Origin of the sequence: Micromonospora sp. U21 (assembly GCF_018070045.1) — a bacterium.
In the GTDB taxonomy this organism is placed as follows: Bacteria; Actinomycetota; Actinomycetes; order Mycobacteriales; family Micromonosporaceae; genus Micromonospora.
On the sequence record NZ_JAGPYK010000021.1, the window covers coordinates 37,226 to 58,309 of the forward strand.

Annotated in this window: 13 protein-coding genes; 11 read left to right on the forward strand and 2 right to left on the reverse strand. The window is 72.2% G+C overall.

Annotation, left to right across the window (positions count from 1 at the left end):
* Positions 1 to 59 precede the first annotated feature (59 nt).
* Both KBX63_RS24240 and KBX63_RS24245 read left to right on the forward strand, forming a co-directional pair.
* Entirely contained in the window at positions 60 to 2,870 is a 2,811-nt protein-coding gene (locus KBX63_RS24240; RefSeq protein WP_210914736.1) for a family 78 glycoside hydrolase catalytic domain, read from the forward strand.
* A gap of 68 nt (positions 2,871 to 2,938) precedes the next feature.
* A complete protein-coding gene (locus KBX63_RS24245) occupies positions 2,939 to 7,579 on the forward strand; it encodes a family 78 glycoside hydrolase catalytic domain (RefSeq protein ID WP_210914740.1) in 4,641 nt (1,546 codons plus the stop codon).
* Positions 7,580 to 7,708: 129 nt separating this feature from the next.
* On the opposite strand, the gene KBX63_RS24250 is transcribed toward KBX63_RS24245, so the two are convergent.
* A complete protein-coding gene (locus tag KBX63_RS24250; protein WP_210914741.1) occupies positions 7,709 to 8,740 on the reverse strand; it encodes a LacI family DNA-binding transcriptional regulator in 1,032 nt (343 codons plus the stop codon).
* Between the two features lie 302 nt (positions 8,741 to 9,042).
* Here KBX63_RS24250 and KBX63_RS24255 point away from each other — a divergent pair, with 302 nt between their 5' ends.
* Positions 9,043 to 10,566 (forward strand): sugar ABC transporter ATP-binding protein, encoded by a 1,524-nt coding sequence (locus tag KBX63_RS24255; protein ID WP_210914743.1) that lies wholly within the window; start codon positions 9,043 to 9,045, stop codon positions 10,564 to 10,566.
* Positions 10,563 to 11,633, forward strand: a complete 1,071-nt coding sequence (locus tag KBX63_RS24260; RefSeq protein WP_210914744.1) for an ABC transporter permease — start codon at positions 10,563 to 10,565, stop codon at positions 11,631 to 11,633. Before KBX63_RS24255 ends, KBX63_RS24260 begins: the two co-directional genes overlap by 4 nt.
* A 13-nt stretch (positions 11,634 to 11,646) precedes the next feature.
* Here KBX63_RS24260 and KBX63_RS24265 read toward each other — a convergent pair whose 3' ends face one another.
* Positions 11,647 to 12,822 carry an RNA-guided endonuclease TnpB family protein gene (locus KBX63_RS24265; RefSeq protein WP_210914746.1) on the reverse strand — a complete coding sequence of 392 codons (1,176 nt, stop codon included), beginning with the start codon at positions 12,820 to 12,822 and terminating at the stop codon, positions 11,647 to 11,649.
* A gap of 131 nt (positions 12,823 to 12,953) precedes the next feature.
* Between KBX63_RS24265 and KBX63_RS24270 the strand changes: the two genes are divergently transcribed.
* The 7 genes from KBX63_RS24270 (at position 12,954) to KBX63_RS24300 (ending at position 21,073) form a co-directional block, all read left to right on the forward strand.
* Complete coding sequence (locus KBX63_RS24270) at positions 12,954 to 14,012, forward strand: ABC transporter permease (protein WP_210914751.1); 1,059 nt, start codon at positions 12,954 to 12,956, stop codon at positions 14,010 to 14,012.
* A gap of 37 nt (positions 14,013 to 14,049) precedes the next feature.
* Entirely contained in the window at positions 14,050 to 15,135 is a 1,086-nt protein-coding gene (gene rhaS / locus KBX63_RS24275) for a rhamnose ABC transporter substrate-binding protein (RefSeq protein WP_210914756.1), read from the forward strand.
* 62 nt (positions 15,136 to 15,197) lie between these two features.
* Positions 15,198 to 15,575, forward strand: a complete 378-nt coding sequence (locus KBX63_RS24280; RefSeq protein ID WP_210914762.1) for an L-rhamnose mutarotase — start codon at positions 15,198 to 15,200, stop codon at positions 15,573 to 15,575.
* Complete coding sequence (gene rhaI / locus KBX63_RS24285) at positions 15,572 to 16,753, forward strand: L-rhamnose isomerase (RefSeq protein ID WP_210914767.1); 1,182 nt, start codon at positions 15,572 to 15,574, stop codon at positions 16,751 to 16,753. The genes KBX63_RS24280 and rhaI overlap by 4 nt, the downstream gene beginning before the upstream one ends.
* Before the next feature lie 37 nt (positions 16,754 to 16,790).
* Positions 16,791 to 18,824 carry a bifunctional aldolase/short-chain dehydrogenase gene (locus tag KBX63_RS24290; RefSeq protein WP_210914896.1) on the forward strand — a complete coding sequence of 678 codons (2,034 nt, stop codon included), beginning with the start codon at positions 16,791 to 16,793 and terminating at the stop codon, positions 18,822 to 18,824.
* Between the two features lie 27 nt (positions 18,825 to 18,851).
* Positions 18,852 to 20,294, forward strand: coding sequence for a rhamnulokinase family protein (locus KBX63_RS24295; RefSeq protein WP_307871814.1), 1,443 nt, complete (start codon positions 18,852 to 18,854; stop codon positions 20,292 to 20,294).
* 2 nt (positions 20,295 to 20,296) lie between these two features.
* Positions 20,297 to 21,073, forward strand: coding sequence for a (Fe-S)-binding protein (locus KBX63_RS24300; RefSeq protein WP_210914769.1), 777 nt, complete (start codon positions 20,297 to 20,299; stop codon positions 21,071 to 21,073).
* Positions 21,074 to 21,084 lie beyond the last annotated feature (11 nt).

Genomic DNA, 21,084 nt, shown 5'->3' on the forward strand with positions numbered 1-21,084 from the left:
TCACTTGACCACAACGAGCGCGTAGCCTGCCTGAAACGATTCATAGAGCGGAGGCCCGCGTGACTCGTCGTACTCTCGGATTCCGGCCGGCTGCCCGACGGCGCCGGACAGCGGTGCTCCTGGCGGCGACGACCGTCGTCGCGGTGGTCCTCAGCGGGGGGCCGCCGGCGCTGGCCGCGCGCGGACAGGCGCCGGGCGCACCGGCCTCGCTGACCGTCGGTGACCGAAGTCGCCCGCTCAACGTCGAGGGCGTTCCGCGCTTCGGCTGGCTGCCCCGCGACGCCGACCCCGGTGAGACGCAGAGCGCCTACCGGATCACCGTCACCCCGACCGGCGGCGACCGGATCTGGGACTCCGGCAAGGTCTCCTCGGACCAGCAGGCCTACGTGCCCTACGCGGGGCCCGCCCTGCGTCCGGGCACAGCGTACGAGTGGACGGTCCGCACCTGGGACCGCACCGACCGGCAGTCCCCGCCCGCCACCGGCGCCTTCGAGACCGGCATCGACGACACCCAGTGGGAGGGCGCGAGCTGGATCCGGCGCGCCACCACCGAGGCCGACGACTACACCCTCGCTCGCACCGAGGTACGCCCCAACGCCAGCCGGGTGGTCCGGGCCCGCGCCTACACCGCCGCCGACCACACCTACGAGCTCTACCTCAACGGCACCCGCGCCGACCGGGGCACCTCCTTCAGCTACCCGGGGGAGGACTACTACCAGGCCGCCGACGTCACCAGGCTGGTGAAGGCCGGCGCGCCGCTGGTAATCGGAGTGCGCTACCACTGGTACGGCAGCGGTCAGGGCCGCCCCGCCGGCGCCCGTGGCCTGCTCGTGAAGCTGGTCGTCGAGCACGCCGACGGCACCCGCGAGGTGTACGGCACCGACGGCTCCTGGCGGGTCGCCCGGGACACCCAGTTCGTCGCGAACGCCGAGCGCCGCAACGGCGAGGGCGACCGGGTCGAGCGGCAGGACGCCCGCGCCGAGGTCGCCGGCTGGATGCGGCCCGGCTACGACGACAGCGCCGCCGGGTTCGCCGCCGCCGAGGTGCTCGGCGCGCATCCGACCCCCTCGTTCCCGCACCTGATCGGGCAGGAGACCCGGCTGGTCGAGTCCGCGGTCAAGCCGGTCGCGCTGCGCACCGCCGCCGACGGCACGGTCGTCGCCGACTTCGGTGTGGTCATCCCCGCCCGCCCGGTGGTCCGGTTCGACGCCGGCGTCGCCGGGCGCACGGTCGACCTGCGGGCCGGCTACACCCTCACGGAGACCGGCCGGGTCGACACGTCCACCCTCCAGTCGCAGGGCACCACCATGAGCTTCCCGTACCTGCAGAAGGACGGGCCGCAGGAGTACCGGGCCTTCACCCACCTCGGCTTCCGCTATCTGGAGATCCCCGCCGCCGGCGAGAAGATCTCGACGCGGGACGTCTCCGCCGTCGTGGTGCACACCGACGTCCCGTCCGGCCGGGAGGCGAGCTTCACCAGCTCGAACGCCACCCTCGATGCGGTGTGGACGATGATGAAGCGGTCCGCGATCTACTCCGTCCAGGAGGCGTTCGTCGACACCCCCACCCGGGAGAAGGGCCAGTTCCTCGGCGACGCCGCGAACATCTCGTACGCCACGATGGCCGCCTTCGGCGAGCGCGACGCCACCCAGCAGGCCATCCGCGAGTTCCTCCGCTCAGCCGCCCGCTACTGGACCGCCGAGGGCGACCGGGGCCGCTACAACGCCGTCTACCCCAACGGCGACGGCAAGCGGGACATCCCCGACTACTCGCTGATGTTCGTCGACTGGGTGTGGCGGTACTGGACCGAGACCGGCGACCGGGAGCTGCTGGCCGAGGTGTACCCGGCCATCCGGGACACCGCCGAGTACGTCCTGCGCCACATCCCGGCCACCGGCCCCACCGCCGGCCTGGTCACCGACCTGTCCGGCGGCAGCGGCGCCTACCGCTACGGCATCATCGACTGGCCCGAGCCCGGCCGCTTCGGCTACGACATGACCACCGCCGCCCGGACCACCATCAACGCCCAGAGCGTCGACGTGCTGCGCACCACCGCACGGATGGCCGAGGCGCTCGGCCGGCCCGCCGCCGAGGTGACCACGTACGACGGGCGGGCCGCGGACCTCACCGACGCGGTCAACGCCACGCTGCGCGCCGCCGACGGCAGCTACGTCGACGGGCTGTCGGCCACCGGTGAGCGCAGCGGCCACGCCGGTCAGCACGCCACGTCGTACGCCATCGCGCACGGGCTGGCCCCGCGGGCCGACCTGCCCGCGCTGGCCGACCACGTCGCGTCGATGGGCATGAAGCAGGGGCCGATGACCGCCCACTGGCTGCTGCGGGCACTTGCCGACGCCGACCGGCCGGAGGCGGTGCTGCGGCTGCTGACCAACCCGGACGACCTGGGCTGGGCGAACATCCTCGCCCAGGGCGGCACCTTCACCTGGGAGGCCTGGACCCTCGATCCCGGCAGCAACTTCAGCCAGTCCCATGGGTGGGGTGCGCAGGCGGTGGTCGACGTGCAGGAGACCCTGCTCGGCGTCCGCACCGCCAGCCCGGGCGCCGCCGTGGTCGACGTCGTGCCGCCCGCCACCGGGCTCGACCGGGCGAGCGGCACGGTGCCCACCCAGCGCGGACCGGTCCGCCTCGACTGGCGGCGCACCGGCGCCGGCCTGCGCGTCGACCTCGACGTGCCGGTCAACGTCACCGCCCGGGTCGCCCTGCCGGTCATCCCAGGAAAGTCCTACCGGGCGGCCGGCCCGAGCAGGGCCACCTTCGTCGGCATCGAGGACGGCCGCGCCGTCTTCCAGGTCGGCTCCGGCCGGTCCAGCTTCCACCCGGTCGCCGGTCCGGCGGCCCAGCCCCGCTGACGTCCCGTTCGGGGCCGGTCACCGGCCCGCCGCCACCACCGGAAGGATGAGGACCAGGAATGATGCGCATGACGCGGCGCCGCGCCGCACCCTCCACGCTTCTCGTGCTGCTGCTCGGCCTGACGCCGACGGTGGTGCCGGCCCCGGCCACCGCCGCCGCCCCGGCGGCCCCCGCGCTGACGGTGACCGGACTGACCACCGAACGGGCCACCGAGCCGATCGGGCTGGACGTGGAGCGGCCCCGCCTCGGTTGGCGCATCGAGGCCACCACCCGGGGCGTGCTCCAGGAGTCGTACCAGGTGCGCGTCGCCACCAGCCCGGACCGGCTGGACGACGCCGACGTCTGGGACAGCGGCCGGGTCCGGTCCCGGGAGAGCACCCTCGTCCCGTACGCCGGCCCGCAGCTACGAGCCCGCAGCCGGTACGCCTGGCAGGTCCGGGTCTGGGACACCGCGGGCCGCGACTCCGGGTGGAGCGCGCCGGCGTCATGGGAGACCGGCGTACGGGGCGGCGACGGCTGGCGGGCCGACTGGGTCGGCATGCCCTCGCCCACCGAGTCCTGGACGGACTACACCGTGCAGACGACGGTACGGCTGGAACGCGACGCGGCCGGGATCTTCCTGCGCGCCCGGGGCGCGGGCAACGCGTACATGTGGCAGTTCTCCATCACCGGAGGCAGCGCCAAACTGCGCCCGCACGTACGCGTCGACGGCGCCTGGACGCTGCTCAAGGAGGTGCCGCTCGCCGGGGTCGTACCCGCCGACAAGCTGACCACGCCGCACACCCTGCGCATCACCGCGGCCGGCGACACCATCACCACCTGGGTCGACGGCACCCAGGTCGACGTCACCCGCAGCACCGTGCACCGGGCCGGGTCGGTCGGCCTGCGCACCAACGGGGTGGAGACCGGCGTCTTCTCCGACTTCTCGGTGACCAGCGGCAGCGACACCCTCTTCGCGGCCAAGCTCACCGACGGCGAGAATCCTTTCGGGGCGGGCACGGCCACCCCGGGCGGCCTGCGGGTCACCGGCGACGCCGAGGCCATGCTCACCGCGCTGGACGCGAACCCGCTGCTGCGCCGGGGCTTCCGGGTCTACGGCACGGTCGCCCGGGCCCGGATCTACGCCACCGCACTCGGTGTCTACCAGCTGTCCCTCAACGGCCAGCGGGTCGGCGACCACGAGCTGGCGCCCGGCTGGACCGACTACGACAAGCGGGTGCAGTACCAGACGTACGACGTGACCCGCCAGCTCCGCGTGGGCGACAACGCCCTCGGCGCCCTGCTCGGCGACGGCTGGTACGCCGGCAGCATCGCCTGGTTCGGCACCGACAACTACGGCTCCCGGCCGCACCTCAGCGCGCAGCTGCTGATCGACTACACCGACGGGCGCAGCGAGACGATCGGCACCGACAGCTCATGGCGCGCCACGGCCGGGCCCTTCCTGCAGAGCGACCTGATCCACGGCGAGACCTACGACGCGCGGCGACTGCCGGCCGGCTGGGACCGGCCCGGGTTCGACGACTCCGCCTGGTCGCCCGCCACCGTCGACGACGTCGACGCCACCGACCGGATCGTCGCCCAGGTCGACCCGCCGGTGCGGGTCACGCAGGAGCTGCCCGCGAAGGCGCTGACCCAGCCCACCCCCGGCACCTGGATCTTCGACCTCGGCCAGAACATGGTGGGCAAGGCCCGGCTGAAGGTCGACGGCCCAGCCGGCGCCACGGTCCGTATCCGGCACGCCGAGGTGCTCAACCCCGACGGCACCGCCTACACCGCCAACCTGCGCACGGCCCGGGCCACCGACCACTACACGCTGCGCGGCGGCGGGGCCGAGGTCTACGAGCCCACGTTCACCTTCCACGGCTTCCGCTACGTCGAGCTGACCGGCTATCCGGGCACCCCGGACCTGGCCACCGTCACCGGCCTGGTCATGCACACCGACGGGGAACTCACCAGCGAGTTCGAGACGTCCAACGCGATGGTGAACAAGCTGCACAGCAACATCACCTGGGGGCAGCGCGGCAACTTCCTGTCCATCCCGACCGACACCCCGGCGCGGGACGAGCGGCTCGGCTGGACCGGTGACATCAACGTCTTCGCCAACACCGCGACGTTCAACATGGACAGCCTGACGTTCCTCAGCAAGTGGTTGCAGGACCTGCGCGACGCGCAGTCGGCCAACGGCGCCTACCCCGACGTCGCGCCCCGCGCCTGCTGCGGGGACGGCGCGACCGGATGGGCCGACGCCGGGATCACCGTGCCGCACGCGCTCTGGCAACGCTACGGCGACACCCGGGTGGTCGAGGAGCACTACGCGTCGATGGTGCGGTACGCGTCCTGGCTGGAGAGCACCAGCTCGGGCCACCTGCGTAGCAACGCCGGCCCGTACCTCGACTGGCTCAACCTCGACGACCCGACGCCCGCCGGCGTCGTCGGCACGGCCTACTACGGGTACAGCATTCGTCTGCTCGCCGAGCTGGCCGGCGCCATCGGACGGGACGCTGACGCGGCCCGCTACACGGCGCTGTCCAGGGACATCGCGCAGGCGTTCGTCGACGCGTACGTCGCGGCCGACGGCACCGTGCAGGGCGACAGCCAGACCGGGTACGTGCTGGCCATCGGCATGGACCTGCTGCCGGAGGCGTTGCGGGCCAAGGCCGCCGACCGGCTGGTCGACAACGTGCGGCGACACGACTGGCACCTCTCCACCGGCTTCCTCGGCACCCCGGACCTGCTGCCGGCGCTGAGTGACACCGGGCACCTGGATGTCGCCTACCGGCTGCTGCTCAACGACACCTACCCGTCGTGGGGTTACGAGATCGCCAAGGGCGCGACGACGATCTGGGAGCGCTGGGACTCGATCAAACCCGACGGCAGCTTCGGCGACGTGGGGATGAACTCCTTCAACCACTACGCGTACGGCGCGGTGGGCGACTGGATGTACCGGACCGTTGCCGGAATCGCCCCCGACGCCGGCAACCCCAGCTACTCGCACCTCACGTTCGCCCCCCAGCCGGGTGGTGACCTCACCTCGGCCAGGGCGTCGTACCGCTCGGCGTACGGGACGATCGGCAGCGACTGGGATCTCGACGCGCGCGGGGACATGCGGCTGCGGCTCACCGTGCCGGCGAACACCACGGCGACCGTACGCCTGCCGGCACCGGGGCGGAACGCGGTCACCGAGGGCGGCCGGCCGGCGGAGCAGGCCGACGGCGTGCGATTCGTCCGGATGGACGGCACGGTAGCCGTCTACGAGATCGGCTCCGGTTCGTACTCCTTTGCGATCGACCGGGTGCTCGGCGACCTGGGCGATGCGGGCGACACGGCACGGGAGCTGGTGACGCTCACCAACCAACTCGCCGGGGAGCTGGGTCGACCGGTGGCCGACTACCTGCGGGGCCGGTTCAGCCGACTCTCGGCGGAGACGACGGCGGCGCGGACGGCGTACCTGGCGGGCAACTCCCGTTCCGCAGCCGGTGACGTGCACCGGGCCCTGGCGAGCGCCGCCGACACGACCCGGTGGCTGCGGACCCAGGTCGCCGCGGGTCGCCTCGACCAGGCCCCCGCGGACCGGTTCACCGTGCTGCTCACCAAGGTCGACCAGCGACTTTCCGCCGCGTCGTCGATCCTGGTCGACGCCGTGGTGAAACTCGACCTGCCGGTGGGGGAGCGGCTGCCCGGCGAGGTCGTACGCGCCACCGTCACGGTGACCAACGGCGGGCCGGACCCGCTTACCGGCGTGACCTCCGACCTGCGGGCACCCGATGGCTGGACGGTCACGCCGGTCGGGGGACAGGCCACCACGGTCGCGCCGGGCGGCACCGTCAGCCACCGCTACGACCTGCGGATACCCGCCGGTCAGACGCCGGTGAGCGGGGCCGTCGACGGGACCGCCAGTTACCGCCACCGGGGTGGCAGCGCCACTCTGCCCGTCGCGGGAACGGTCGCCGTCGCGACGGCGGTGCAGATCGTGTCGGCGGCCCCGGTTCCGGCCGACGTCGCCCCGGGCGCCGCGACGACGGTCGGCACGGTGCTGCGCAACCGGGCCGGCGTGCGGGTGACGGGGCGGCTGACCGTCACCGCGCCGGACGGCTGGCGGTTGGCGCCGGCCGCCGCCGGGTACGACCTCGCCCCCGGTGCGGAGACCACCGCGTCGACCGTCCTCACCGCGCCGGTGTCGGTGACGCAGGGGCCGGTGGAGATCACGGTGGCCACCGGCGACACCGCGGCCGAACGGCGCACGCTCGCGATCCCGGTCCGGTTCGACGATCCGCCGCCAGGTGCGTACGACCACGTCGACCTGGGTGCCGCGGCGTCCGAGCAGGCGCACCGCCTCGCGGCCTCGACCTACTCGGCCACCAGCACCGAGGCCGGCTTGACCCGCCGGTACACCGACACGACCCGCCCCGGCGGCTGGTTCGAGTTCGACCTCGCCGTCGAGCCCGGCGAGCCGTTCGTGCTGCGCGCTCGCGAGACGTACGACGGGCCGCAGCTGAAGGACTACGAGGTAATCGTGGACGGGGTGGTGGCGCACAGCCGCTCGTGGCGACGGACGGCGGGTGGAGCCGGCACGGTCAGCTACCAGTTCGTGGTCGACCTGCCGGACGCGACCCGCGACGGGGTGGTGCGGGTGCGATTCCGGGACACCGGCGACGGCTACGACCCGTCGATCGCCGACGTCTGGGCCACGCCCGGCCCGGCGGCCTGACCAGGCTTCACGCTCTCCGCCGGCACCAGACCGATCGCCCTCGGCGTCCCCGTGCCCGGGTTGCCGTCAACCGCCCTTTGCCCGGCGACCGGAGACCGCCGCACCAGCTCACTGGTGCGGTTCGGGCGATCAGCGCCGGGTGCGCCGGAGGTGGTCGCTGGAGCGGCGGACGACCAGCTCCGGCTGGAAGACCACGTGCCGGTGCCGGTGCGCGTCGCCGGGCTCGGCCTCCTCCAGCAGCAGCTGCGCCGCGGTGCGGCCGAGCTGGTCGCGGGGCTGACGTACCGATGACAGCGGCACCGCCGCCGCGTCGGCGAACTCGATGTCGTCGTAGCCGACGATGGCCACGTCGGCCGGCACCCGCAGGCCGCGCGCGGTCAACTCCTGGAGCACGCCGAGCGCGATCAGGTCGTTGGCGCAGAAGACGGCGGTGGGACGCTGCCGGGCCGGCAGCGTCAGCAGCTCCTCGGCGGCACGCCGGCCGGCGGCGACGGTCAGGTTGGTGGTCACCGCCACCCGGAGGTCGGCGCCGTTGCCGCGTTCCTCCAGCGCCGCGGCGGCACCGGCGTACCGGTCGGCGACCTGGGCGATGGAGAGTGGCCCGCCGAGGTAGGCGATGCGGTGGTGGCCTTGGTCCAGCAGGTGGTCCATGGCGAGCCGGCCGCCGAGGACGTCGTCGACCGCCACCGAGCAACGGTTCGCCCGGCCGGTGCCCCGGTCCACCAGCACCACCGGGATGCCCCGGTCGATGAGCTTGTCCAGGTTGGGCTGGGGGCCGTGGCCGACCGGGGTGATGAGGACGCCACGGACCCGCTGCTCCTCCAGCAGCTCCAGGTGGCGGCGCTCGCGGGCGCTGTCCTCGCCGCTGTTGCAGACGACGAGCATGGCGCCGGCTTCCTCGACCACCTGTTCGGCGCCGCGCACGACGTCGGTGAAGAACGGGTTGGCCACGTCCAGGACCACGATGGCGACGGTGCGACTGTGCCCGGCGCGCAGTTGGCGCGCGGAGTCGTTGCGGACGTAGCCGAGCGTGCTGATGGCGTCGAGCACCCGCTGGCGGGTGGCGGGGGCGACCGTGTCGGGCCGGTTGAGCACGTTGCTCACCGTGCCGAGGGAGACGCCGGCGTGCCGGGCGACCTCCTTGATGTTCGCCGTTGCCATGACTCCCTCGACGTTCCGTGCGGTGGTCGCGGCCACGGGCCCGGCGGGGGTCGCGGTCGCGGTGATCCCCCGTCGCGCGGGACGGCTGGACCGGGTAGCTCCGGCAGTGTATAGCGGCTAAAACGTTTCATCCAGCCGGCCGGCGGCCCGCGCGTCGCCTCGCCGACCGGCGGCGCGGGTCGGAGGGGGCGCAGAGCTCGCACCAGCAACAGGGAAGAAATCATGGCGAAACTCTTGACGCTCGCGAATGCCTCCCCCTACGGTCCATGCACGACTCATGAAACGATTCAGGAGGGGATCGGATGACCGCCGACGCACCAGGCACGGACGGCGTTCCGCTGCTGGTACTCGACGGCGTGACGAAGTCCTTCGGGGCCGTCGCCGCGCTGCGTGGGGTGCACCTGGCGCTGCACGCCGGCGAGGCCCACGCCCTGGTCGGCGAGAACGGGGCGGGCAAGTCCACCCTCGTGAAGATCCTGGCCGGCGCGCACCCGCCGGACGCCGGCGAGATGACCCTGGACGGGCAACCACTGCGGCTGCGCGGCCCCGCCGACGCCCGGGCCGCCGGCATCGCCGTCATCTACCAGGAGCCGACGCTCTTCCCGGATCTGTCCGTGGCGGAGAACATCTTCATGGGCCGGCAACCGCTTCGCGGCCTGCGCCGCATCGACAGCGCGGCGATGCACCGCGACGCCGAGCGGCTGTTCCAGCGGCTCGGGGTCCGGATCGACCCCACCCGCCCCGCCCGGGGGCTCTCCATCGCCGACCAGCAGCTCGTCGAGATCGCCAAGGCGATCTCGTTCGACGCCCGCGTCCTGGTCATGGACGAACCCACCGCCGCGCTCTCCGGTGTGGAGGTCGAGCGGCTCTTCGCGGTCGCCCGGTCGCTCTGCGAACGCGGTGCGGCGGTGCTGTTCATCTCGCACCGGTTCGACGAAGTGTTCGACCTCTGCCACCGCGTCACCGTACTGCGCGACGGCGCCTGGGTCTCCAGCGATCCGGCCGCCGACCTCACCGTCGACGAGGTGGTGCGGCGCATGGTCGGCCGGGACGTCTCCTCGCTCTACCCCAAGCAGGCCGCCGAGCTGCGGGACACCCTGCTCGAGGTTCGCAGGCTGACCCGGGCCGGCGTCTTCACCGACGTGTCGTTCTCCGTCCGGGGCGGAGAGATCGTCGCGCTCGCCGGGCTGGTCGGCGCCGGCCGCAGCGAGGTCGCCCGCGCCGTCTTCGGCGTCGACCGCTACGACGCGGGCGAGGTGCTGGTGGCCGGGCGAGGCGTCCCGGCGGGCAAGCCGGGCCGGGCGATCGCCGCCGGCATGGCTCTGGTCCCCGAGGACCGACGGCAGCAGGGCCTGGTCATGGAACTGTCGGTGGAGCGCAATGCGACGCTGGCCCGCCGCCGGGCACTGAGCCGGCTGGGCCTCCTGCTCGGCGGCGCGGAGCGCGCCGAGGCCCGCACCTGGACGCGGCGGTTGCAGGTCAAGGCCGCCCGGCTCGGCGCCCCGGTGGCGACCCTCTCCGGCGGCAACCAGCAGAAGGTCGTGCTCGCCAAGTGGCTGGCCACCGAACCACGGATTCTGATCATCGACGAGCCCACCCGTGGCATCGACGTCGGCACCAAGTCCGAGGTGCACCGGCTGCTCTCGGAGCTGGCCGGCGAGGGACTGGCCATCCTCATGATCAGCAGCGAACTGCCCGAGGTGCTCGGCATGGCCGACCGGGTCCTGGTCATGCACGAGGGGCGACTGGTCCGCGAGCTGCCCCGGGCCGAGGCGGACGAGACCTCCATCATGTTCGCCGCCACCGGTCAAGGAGTGACCGCATGAGCCGCACCGACGCCGGCGCGCCCGAGCAGATCGCCGGGAACGCCCCGACCGACCCCGACCGGCGGCGCCGCGGCCTCACCGAACGGCTGCTCGCCGTACGCGAGCTGAGCCTGCTGATCGCCCTCGGGCTGCTGGTCCTGGTGACCACCCTGCGCAACGACCGGTTCCTGAGCGGCCAGAGCGTCAAGGACCTGCTGCTGGGCTGCGCGATCCTGGTGATCCTGGCGGTCGGCCAGACCCTGGTCATCGTCACCCGCAACGTCGACCTCTCCGTCGGCTCGATCCTGGGTCTGGTCGCGTTCGCCACCGGCTCGCTGTTCCTCTCCGCGCCCGGAACCCCGTGGCCCGTGGCGCTCGTCGTGGGTGTCGCGCTGGGCGCGCTCTGCGGCGTGGTCAACGGCGGCCTGATCGCGGTGGCCCGGGTGCCCGCCCTGGTCATCACCCTGGGCACCCTCTACGCCTTCCGCGGCGTCGACTACTACTGGGCGTCCGGCCGGCAGATCAACGCCGCCGACATGCCCCCGTCGTTCCTGCGGCTGGGCAACCAGACCGTGCTCGGCGTACCCGTGCTGTTCCTCGTCGCGCTGGTCGTCGTCGCCGCCGTCGGCTACTACCTGCGCTCCTACCGAAGCGGCCGGGAGCTGTACGCGATCGGCTCCGAACCGGCCGCCGCCCGGCTCTCCGGCATCCCGGTGGGCCGGCGGGTGTTCGCCGTGTTCGTCGCGAACGGCGCGCTCGCCGGCCTCGCCGGTGTGCTGTACGCCGCCCGGTTCGGCACCCTCGACGCGGCCGCCGGCAGCGGCCTGGAACTCCAGGTCGTCGCCGCCGCCGTGGTCGGCGGGGTCGCGATCTTCGGCGGCAGCGGCAGCGCCTACGGCGCGGCGCTCGGCGCCGTGCTGCTGACCACGATCGGCAGCTCGCTCGCCGTCCTGCGCATCGACCCGTTCTGGCAGCAGGCCGTGGTCGGCGCACTCATCCTCGCCGCCATCGGGCTGGACCGGCTCCTGGCCCTGCGGGTGGCGGCCCGCCTCCGAGGGAGAAGCGCCCGTGACTCCTCTGACGCGTGAATACGCCAGCTTCTCAGGCCGCGCGCGCGGACTGAAGGGCAAGCCCTGCCCTGAGTACGTTGCTTGCACCGACCACGTCCGCGTGCCCGGTGTGGCCGCAGGCCACGCAGGCGAACTTGGCTTGGGTCAGGCGGTTTTCCCGAGCACAATGCCCACACTGCGGGCAGGTGCGGGAGGTGTTGGCCGGGTTCACCGCGATCACCAGCCGCCCGGCACTTTCAGCCTTAGCCGCAAGGACTCGCAGGAACACCCCCCAACCCGCGTCCAGGATCGACCGGTTGAGCCCGGACTTCTGGGCCACATTGGTGGCCGGCGTCTTGATGGTGCCGTGCGTCGAGCGGGTCATGTTCGTGATGGGCAGGTCCTCGTGCGCGATCAGGTCGTGGTGGCCGACCAGCCAGCGAGCGATCTTGTGGGCATGGTCGAGTCGCTGCCGCCCGATGCGGGCGTGCAGGGCCGCGACCCGCTCGCGTGTCTTCCGGCGGCGGATGGACCCACGCCGATGTCGAGCCAGGGCCCGCTGTGCTTCGGTAAGCCGTGCGTGCGATGCGGCGAGGTGCCGGGGGTTTGCGACGTGTACGCCGTCGGACGTGGTCAGGAACGAAACGACGCCCATGTCGACACCGACCACCCTGCCGGTGGCCGGCAGTGGCTGGGCGAACACCTCGTCGCAGGACAGGATCACATGCCATCGGCGGCCTTGCCGTTTCACGCTGATCGTCTTGACCGTGCCCTCCACCTGCCGGTGCGCGTGCACCCGCACGTGCCCGATGCCCTGCAGGTACACCCGCACCTGATTCGAGCCGAGCGCGGGGTTCCAGCGGCATCCGTCGCGGTCCTTGGGCCATTCGACGGTGTCGAACCAACCCTGGCCCTTGAACCGGGGGTATCCGGGGGTCTCGCCGGCTTTGATCCGGCGGAAGAACGCGGTGAACGCCTTATCGAGGCGGCGCAGGGTGGCCTGCTGGGAGGAAAACGACCAACGTGCGTGGTCAGGGTCGGCGCGGCGGATGTCTTTGAGTTGGGCGGACTGGTCGCCGTAGCGGAGTGTCACCCGGGACCGGCGCCACGCCTCCCGGCGTTCCTCCAGCGCGGAGTTGTAGAGGCTGCGGTGATCGTCCAGACACGCGGCGAGGGAGGCGGCCTGCCGGGTGGTGGGACGCAGCAGGAACTTATACGCCCGTCTCACCGGTCACGTTTCTGTGGCTCGGGTCCTACACGCACGTCCAAAACCTACCGGACTCATCCATGCGGAATTGAAGGGAGGGAGCGCGGATTCTCCCGATGCCTCACGGCGCTGGTCCCCTCCGCGCGAATCTGATGGCACATGACAGCCTGTACGCCGCACCGCCGTCCGTCGTGGGCGCTGGGCGGGAAACGAGCCGCTTCGCCACCCTGCGCGGGCTGTTCGGCTCCTGGGACGCGGTGATCGTCGGCGCCCTCGTGGTGGCCGTGCTGGTCGCCGGGCTGACCGTGGAGAACTTCGCCACCGGCCGCAACGCCCAGTTCCTGCTGCTCGACCTGGTGCCGCTCGCGTTCATCGCCCTGCCGATGACGCTGATCGTGATCACCGGCGAGATCGACCTCTCGGTGGCCAGCATGGTGGGTCTGTGCAGCACGTTGATGGGGCAGCTCTGGCTCTCCAGTGGACTGTCGCTGGAGCTGATCTGCGTCCTCGTGGTGCTGCTCGGGGCGGTGCTCGGCGCGGTGAACGGTCTCTTCGTCACCGGTTTCGGCCTGCCGTCCCTGGCGGTCACCATCGGCACGCTCGCCCTCTATCGGGGGTTGTCCTTCGTCGTGCTCGGCGATCAGGCGGTCGCGGACTTCCCGGCCGACTGGACGGCCGCCGTGGTGCGGAACATCCCCGGCACGTCGATCCCGGTCGTGCTGGTGCCGTTGCTGCTGCTCGCCCTGGTCTTCGGGGCGGTGCTGCACGCCACCCCGCCCGGCCGGGCGCTCTACGCCATGGGCAACAACGACCAGGCCGCCACGTTCACCGGCGTCTCGGTGGCGCGGACGAAGTTCTGGCTCTTCGTGGTCTCCGGTGCCGTGTGCGGGCTGGTCGGCATCTTCTGGACCCTGCGGTACGCCAGCGCCCGCGGCGACAACGCCACCGGCCTGGAGCTGACCGTGGTCACCGCCGTGCTGCTCGGCGGGGTCTCGATCTTCGGCGGCCGGGGTGCCCTGCTCGGTGTGCTGGCGGGCGTCCTGCTCCTCGGCGTCCTGCGCAACGCGTTGCAGCTCGCCGACGTCGACGCCAACGCCCTGACGATCGTCACCGGCACCCTGCTCATCGCATCCGTGGTGCTGCCCAACGCCGTCGCGGACATCCGCGCCCGGCTGCACCGTCGACGACAGCGGCACCCCGTCGCTTCGTGAGGTCCCCCGCTCACCAACCACCCCCGGAAGGATGACGATGTCCGCATACCGCAGAGGGCTCCGTGTCGGGGCCACCAGCCTCACCCTGGCCGCACTGTTGCTCAGCGCCGCAGCGTGCGGCGGCACCACCCGGGACAACTCCGGTAACGACGCCGGCGCCGGCAACCAGGCGAGCGGCGCCGCCAACCCCGACGCCGCCATCAAGGAAGGGCTCAAGATCGCCTTCCTGCCGAAGCAGCTGAACAACCCCTACTTCACCGTCTCGGACAACGGCGGCAAGGACGCGGTCACCGAGTTCAAGGGTGAGTTCAAGGAGGTCGGCCCGTCCGAGGCAAGCGCCTCGTCGCAGGTCAGCTACATCAACACCCTGTCGCAGCAGGGCATGGACGTCATCGTCACCTCGGCCAACGACCCGAACGCCATCTGCGGGGCGCTCAACCAGGCGAAGGCGGCCGGCGCGAAGATCGTCACCTTCGACTCCGACACCAAGCCGGAGTGCCGGCAGATCTTCGTCAACCAGGTCACCGCCGAGGGCATCGCGGAGAACCAGGTCAAGCTGATCTCGCAGCAGATCGGCGGTGAGGGCGAGATCGCTATCCTCTCCGCGACCGCCAACGCCACCAACCAGAACGCCTGGATCGCGCTGATGAAGGACGAGCTGAAGAAGCCCGAGTACAGCAAGATCAAGCTGGTCACCGTGGCGTACGGCAACGACGACGACCAGAAGTCCTTCCAGGAGACCCAGGGTCTGCTCCAGTCGTACCCGAACCTCAAGGGCATCATCTCCCCGACCACCGTCGGCGTCGCGGCCGCCGCCCGCTACCTCAGCGGATCGCAGTACAAGGGCAAGGTCAAGCTGACCGGTCTGGGCACCCCCAACCAGATGCGCCAGTACGTCAAGGACGGCACCGTCGACGCGTTCGCCCTGTGGAGCCCGGCCGACCTCGGCTACCTCGCGGCGTACGCCGGCGCGGCACTGGCCTCCGGCCAGATCACCGGCGCCGAGGGCGACAAGTTCAAGGCCGGCAAGCTCGGCGAGTTCACCGTCGGCAAGGACGGGGTGGTCATCCTCGGCCCACCCACCGTCTTCGACAAGAACAACATCGACCAGTTCCAGTTCTGACCGCCCTCCCGGACGGTGCGGCGCACACTGCCGCACCGACCGGGAGAGCCGACGGGAGAACCATGCCCCGCGTCTGCTTCACCCTTCAGGTCGACCCCGACCGGCTGGACGAGTACCGCGCCCGCCACACGCGGGTCTGGCCGGAGATGCTCGCCGCCCTGGCCGAGAGCGGTTGGCACGACTACTCGCTCTTCCTCCGCGAGGACGGCCTGCTCGTGGGCTACCTGGTCACCGACGACTTCGCGGCGGCCCAGGCCGCCATGCAGACCAGCGACGTCAACGCCCGCTGGCAGGCGGAGATGGCGCCCTACTTCGTCGGCCTCGACCAGGGCGCCGCCGACCGGGCCATCCGGCCGCTGGACGAGGTGTTCAACCTTGAGGCGCAACTCAGCGCAGAGCGTGAGACGCGGCTCGCCGCAGAGACGGGAGACACCCCATGACGCAGCCCGACGCGCAGACCCTCGAGCGGGTCCGTTCAGCACTGCGCGCGCAGCGGATCGAGACGCCGTCCTGGGCGTACGCGAACTCCGGCACCCGGTTCAAGGTGTTCCCGCAGGAGGGCGTGCCGCGTAACCCGTACGAGAAGATCGCCGACGCGGCGGTGGTGCACCGGCTCACCGGCGTCGCGCCGACGGTCGCCCTGCACATTCCGTGGGACCGCGTCGACGACTACGCCGACCTGGCCGCGTACGCGACCGACCACGGGGTCGGCCTGGGTGCGATCAACGCCAACGTCTTCCAGGACAACGACTACAAGCTGGGCAGCGTCACCAACCCGGATCCGGGTGTGCGGCGCAAGGCGATCGATCACCTGCTCGAGTGCGTGGACATCATGGACCGCACCGGCTCCCGGGACCTGAAGCTCTGGTTCTCCGACGGGACCAACTACCCGGGCCAGGACGACCTTCGCGCCCGCCAGGACCGGCTCGCGACGGCGCTGCGCGAGACCTACGACCGGCTCGGCGACGGCCAACGGCTGCTGCTGGAGTACAAGCTGTTCGAGCCGGCCTTCTACGCCACGGACGTGCCGGACTGGGGCACCGCGTACGCGCACTGCCTGGAGTTGGGCCCGAAGGCGCAGGTGGTCATCGACACCGGGCACCACGCGCCGGGCACGAACATCGAGTTCATCGTGGCGTTCCTGCTGCGCGTCGGCAAGCTCGGCGCCTTCGACTTCAACTCCCGCTTCTACGCCGACGACGACCTGATGGTCGGCTCCGCGGACCCGTTCCAGCTGTTCCGGATCATGCACGAGATCGTCCGGGGCGACGCGTTGGCGCCGGAGGCCGGCATCGCCTTCATGCTCGACCAGTGCCACAACATCGAGCCGAAGATCCCGGCCATCATCCGTTCGGTGCTCAACGTGCAGGAGGCGACGGCGAAGGCGTTGCTCGTCGACCCGGACGCGCTGGCCGCCGCACAACGGGCCGGCGATGTGCTCGGTGCCAACGCCGTGCTGATGGACGCGTACAACACCGACGTCCGGCCGCTGCTGGCCGAGCTCCGTACGGACCTGGGTCTGGATCCGGACCCGATGGCCGCGTACGCCCGCTCCGGCTACTTCGACAAGATCCGCGCCGAACGCGCAGACGGCCAGCAGGCCGGCTGGGGCGCCTGACCACCACCGAAGAACGCAGACTGGGGACGTGAGGACGATGCAACCCGAGGTTCAGGCGCTGATCGCGCGCAGCAACCGGCTCGGCGCCGACCCGACCACGACGAACTACGCAGGCGGCAACACCTCCGCCAAGGGTGCGGACACCGATCCGGTCACCGGCGGTCCCGTCGAACTGTTGTGGGTCAAGGGCTCCGGCGGCGATCTCGGCACCCTGACCCGGTCGGGTCTGGCCGCGCTGCGGCTGGACCGGCTCCGGGCTCTCGTCGACGTCTACCCCGGGATCGAGCGCGAGGACGAGATGGTCGGCGCGTTCGACTACTGCCTGCACGGCCGTGGCGGCGCCGCGCCGTCCATCGACACCGCCATGCACGGCCTGGTCGACGCGGCGCACGTCGACCACCTGCACCCCGACGCGGGCATCGCGATCGCCGCAGCCGCCGACGGGCCGGAGCTGACCAAGGAGATCTTCGGCGACCGGGTGCGGTGGGTCCCGTGGCGGCGGCCCGGCTTCCAGCTCGGCCTGGACATCGCCGCCGTGGCGCGGGCCAACCCGCAGGCGATCGGCGTGATCCTCGGCGGGCACGGCATCACCGCGTGGGGCGCGACCAGCGACGAGTGCGAACGCAACTCGCTGGAGATCATCCGGCGCGCGCAGGCGTTCCTCGACGAGCGGGACCGGGCCGAGCCGTTCGGCCCGGTCATCGGCGGCTACGAGCCGCTGCCGTCGGACGAGCGACGACGTCGGGCGGCGGCGCTGTTCCCGGTGCTGCGTGGCCTCGCGTCCACCGACCGACCGCAGGTCGGCCACCTCACCGACAGCGACGTGGTGCTCGACTTCGTCGCCCGGGAGAAGCACCCCGCGCTCGCGGCCCTCGGCACCTCGTGCCCGGACCACTTCCTGCGCACCAAGGTCCGCCCGATGGTGCTCGACCTGCCGCCCACCGCCCCGCTCGAGGCCGTGATCGCCCGGCTCAAGGACCTGCACAGCGCCTATCGCGACGACTACCGCGCCTACTACGAGCGGCACGCCGGCCCGGACAGCCCTGCCATGCGCGGCGCCGACCCCGCCGTCGTTCTGGTGCCGGGTGTGGGCATGTTCAGCTTCGGGGCCAACAAGCAGACCGCCCGCGTCGCCGGGGAGTTCTACGTCAACGCCATCAACGTCATGCGCGGCGCGGAATCCGTGTCCAGGTACGCGCCGATCGACGAGGCCGAGAAGTTCCGGATCGAGTACTGGGCCCTGGAGGAGGCCAAGCTCCAGCGCCTGCCGAAGCCGAAGGCCCTCGCCACCCGGATCGCGTTCGTCACCGGCGGTGGCTCCGGCATCGGCCGGGCGATCGCGCACCGGCTCGCCGCGGAGGGCGCCTGCGTCGTGGTCGCCGACCGTGACGCGGAGGCGGCCGCCACCGTCGCCGCGGAGATCGGCACCGCCGACGTGGCCGTCGCCGTCGCCGCCGACGTCAGTGACGGTGACGCCGTCGCCCGCGCCCTGGGCGACGCGGTGCTCGCCTTCGGCGGGGTGGACCTGGTGGTGAACAACGCCGGGCTGTCGCTGTCCAGGTCGCTGCTGGAGACGACCGAGGCGGACTGGGACATCCAGCACGACGTGATGGCCAAGGGCTCCTTCCTCGTCTCCCGCGAGGCCGCCCGGGTGCTCCTGGCGCAGGGGATGGGCGGGGACATCGTCTACATCTCCAGCAAGAACTCCCTCTTCGCCGGCCCGAACAACGTGGCCTACGGCGCGGCCAAGGCGGACCAGGCGCACCAGGTCCGGCTGCTCGCCGCCGAGCTGGGCGGCCACGGCATCCGGGTCAACGGCGTCAACCCGGACGGGGTGGTCCGCGGCTCCGGGATCTTCGCCGGCGGTTGGGGTGCCAAGCGGGCCGCCGTCTACGGCGTGCCGGAGGAGAAGCTCGGTGAGTTCTACGCCCAGCGCACGCTGCTCAAGCGTGAGGTGTTGCCCGAGCACGTCGCCAACGCGGTCTTCGTGCTCACCGGCGGGGAGTTGTCACACACGACGGGGTTGCACATCCCGGTGGACGCCGGCGTCGCCGCGGCCTTTCTCCGCTGACCACGGTTCACCGCGAAGGAGGACGATGTGGGGAACGGGCCCGTGCACCTCGCAGCCGTGGACCTGGGCGCCTCCAGCGGCCGGGTGATGGCCGCCCGCGTCGAGCCTGGACGGTTGGAGCTGACCGAGGCGCACCGGTTCCGCAACGATCCGGTGCAGGTGGCGGGCACCCTGCACTGGGACGTCCTGGCGCTGTACCGCGGCGTCCTCGACGGCCTGCGTGCCGCCGGCCCCGTCGCCAGCATCGGCATCGACACCTGGGCCGTGGACTACGGGCTGCTCGACGCGACGGGCGCGTTGCTCGGCAACCCGGTGCACTACCGGGACGGTCGCACCGAGGGCGTCGGCGACCGGGTGGCCAAGCAGCTGGGCCAGGAGCGGCTGTACGCCACGACCGGGCTGCAGCACCTGCCGTTCAACACCCTGTACCAGCTCGTCGCCGCGGCCGGTACGCCACAGCTCGACATGGCGCACCGCCTGCTGCTGATCCCGGACCTCATCGCGTACTGGCTCACCGGCGAGATCGGCGCCGAGGTCACCAACGCCTCCACCACCCAGCTGTACGACCTTCGCCGCCGAGCCTGGGCGACCGACCTGATGGCCGACGCGGGAATCCGCGGCGAGCTGTTCCCGCCACTGCGTGAGCCGGGCACGCTGATCGGCCCGGTGCTGCCCGCGCTGGGCCTGCCCGGAGAGCCCGCCGTCGTGGCGGTGGGGTCACACGACACCGCGTCCGCCGTGGTGGGCGTGCCGGCGGCGGGTGAGCACTTCGCCTACATCTCCTGCGGCACCTGGTCCCTCGTCGGGGTCGAACTCGAGGCACCGGTCCTCAGCGCGGCGAGCCGGCGGGCCAACTTCACCAACGAGTCCGGCGTCGACGGCACGATCCGCTACCTGCGCAACGTGATGGGCCTGTGGCCACTTCAGGAATCGCTGCGCAGCTGGGGCACTACGGACCTGCCCGCCCTGCTCCGGCAGGCGGCCCGGCAACCGGCCTTCCGCTCCGTGGTGGACCTGGACGACGCGGCGTTCCTGCCACCGGGCGACATGCCCGCGCGCATCGCCGACGCCTGCCGCCGCACCGCAGAGCCGGTGCCGGACACCCCGGCGGCAACCGTGCGGTGCATCCTCGACAGCCTCGCGCTGGCGCACCGGCGCGCCGTCGACCAGGCGCAACTGCTCGCCGGTCGGCACGTCGACGCGGTGCACGTCGTCGGCGGCGGCGCACGCAACGACCTGCTGTGCCAGCTCACCGCCGATGCCTGCGGCCTGCCCGTGCTCGCCGGGCCGGTCGAGGCCACCGGGCTGGGTAATGTTCTGGTGCAGGCCCGCGCCCTCGGCGTCGTCGGCGGCGACCTGGCGGCGCTGCGGGCCGTGCTGCGCGACACCCACCAGATCGTCCGGTACGAGCCACGCGCCACCCAGGCGGCCTGGCGGGCCGCCGCCCGGCGCCTCGGATGGGAGGACTGAGTATGCGAATAGCCCTGTTCGTCACCTGTCTGGCCGACACCCTGTTCCCCGAGGCGGCCAAGGCGACGGTGCGGCTGCTGGAACGGCTCGGTCACGAGGTCGTCTTTCCGCAGGATCAGACCTGCTGCGGGCAGATGCACATCAACACCGGCTATCCGGACGACGCGCTGCGCCTGGTCCGCCGGCACGTGCGGACCTTCGCGCCGTACGACGTGGTGGTGGCCCCGTCCGGCTCGTGCGTCGGTTCCGTGCGGCACCAGCACGCGATGGTGGCCCGGAGGGCTGGCGACGAGCGCCTGGCCAGTCGGGCCGAGGAGGTCGCCGGACGCACGTACGAGCTGTCGGAGCTGCTCGTCGACGTGCTCGGGGTGACCGACGTGGGCGCCTTCTATCCGCACCGCGTGACGTACCACCCGACCTGCCACTCGCTGCGGATGATCCGGGTGGGGGACAAGCCGCTGCGGCTGCTGCGCCAGGTCCGCGGCCTGGACCTGGTGGAGCTGCCGCAGGCCGAGCAGTGCTGCGGCTTCGGTGGCACGTTCGCCGTGAAGAACGCGGACACCTCGACGGCGATGCTGGCCGACAAGATGCGCCACGTGCTGTCCACCCGGGCCGACGTCTGTACCGCCGGGGACGCCTCCTGCCTGATGCACATCGGCGGTGGCCTGTCCCGGCTCCGTGCCGGCGTACGGACCGTGCACCTCGCGGAGATCCTGGCCAGCACCGAGCCCGTCGGGCGCCCGGCCGAGCAGGCGCAGCGGGACGGGGTGACGGCGTGAGCGAGACCTTC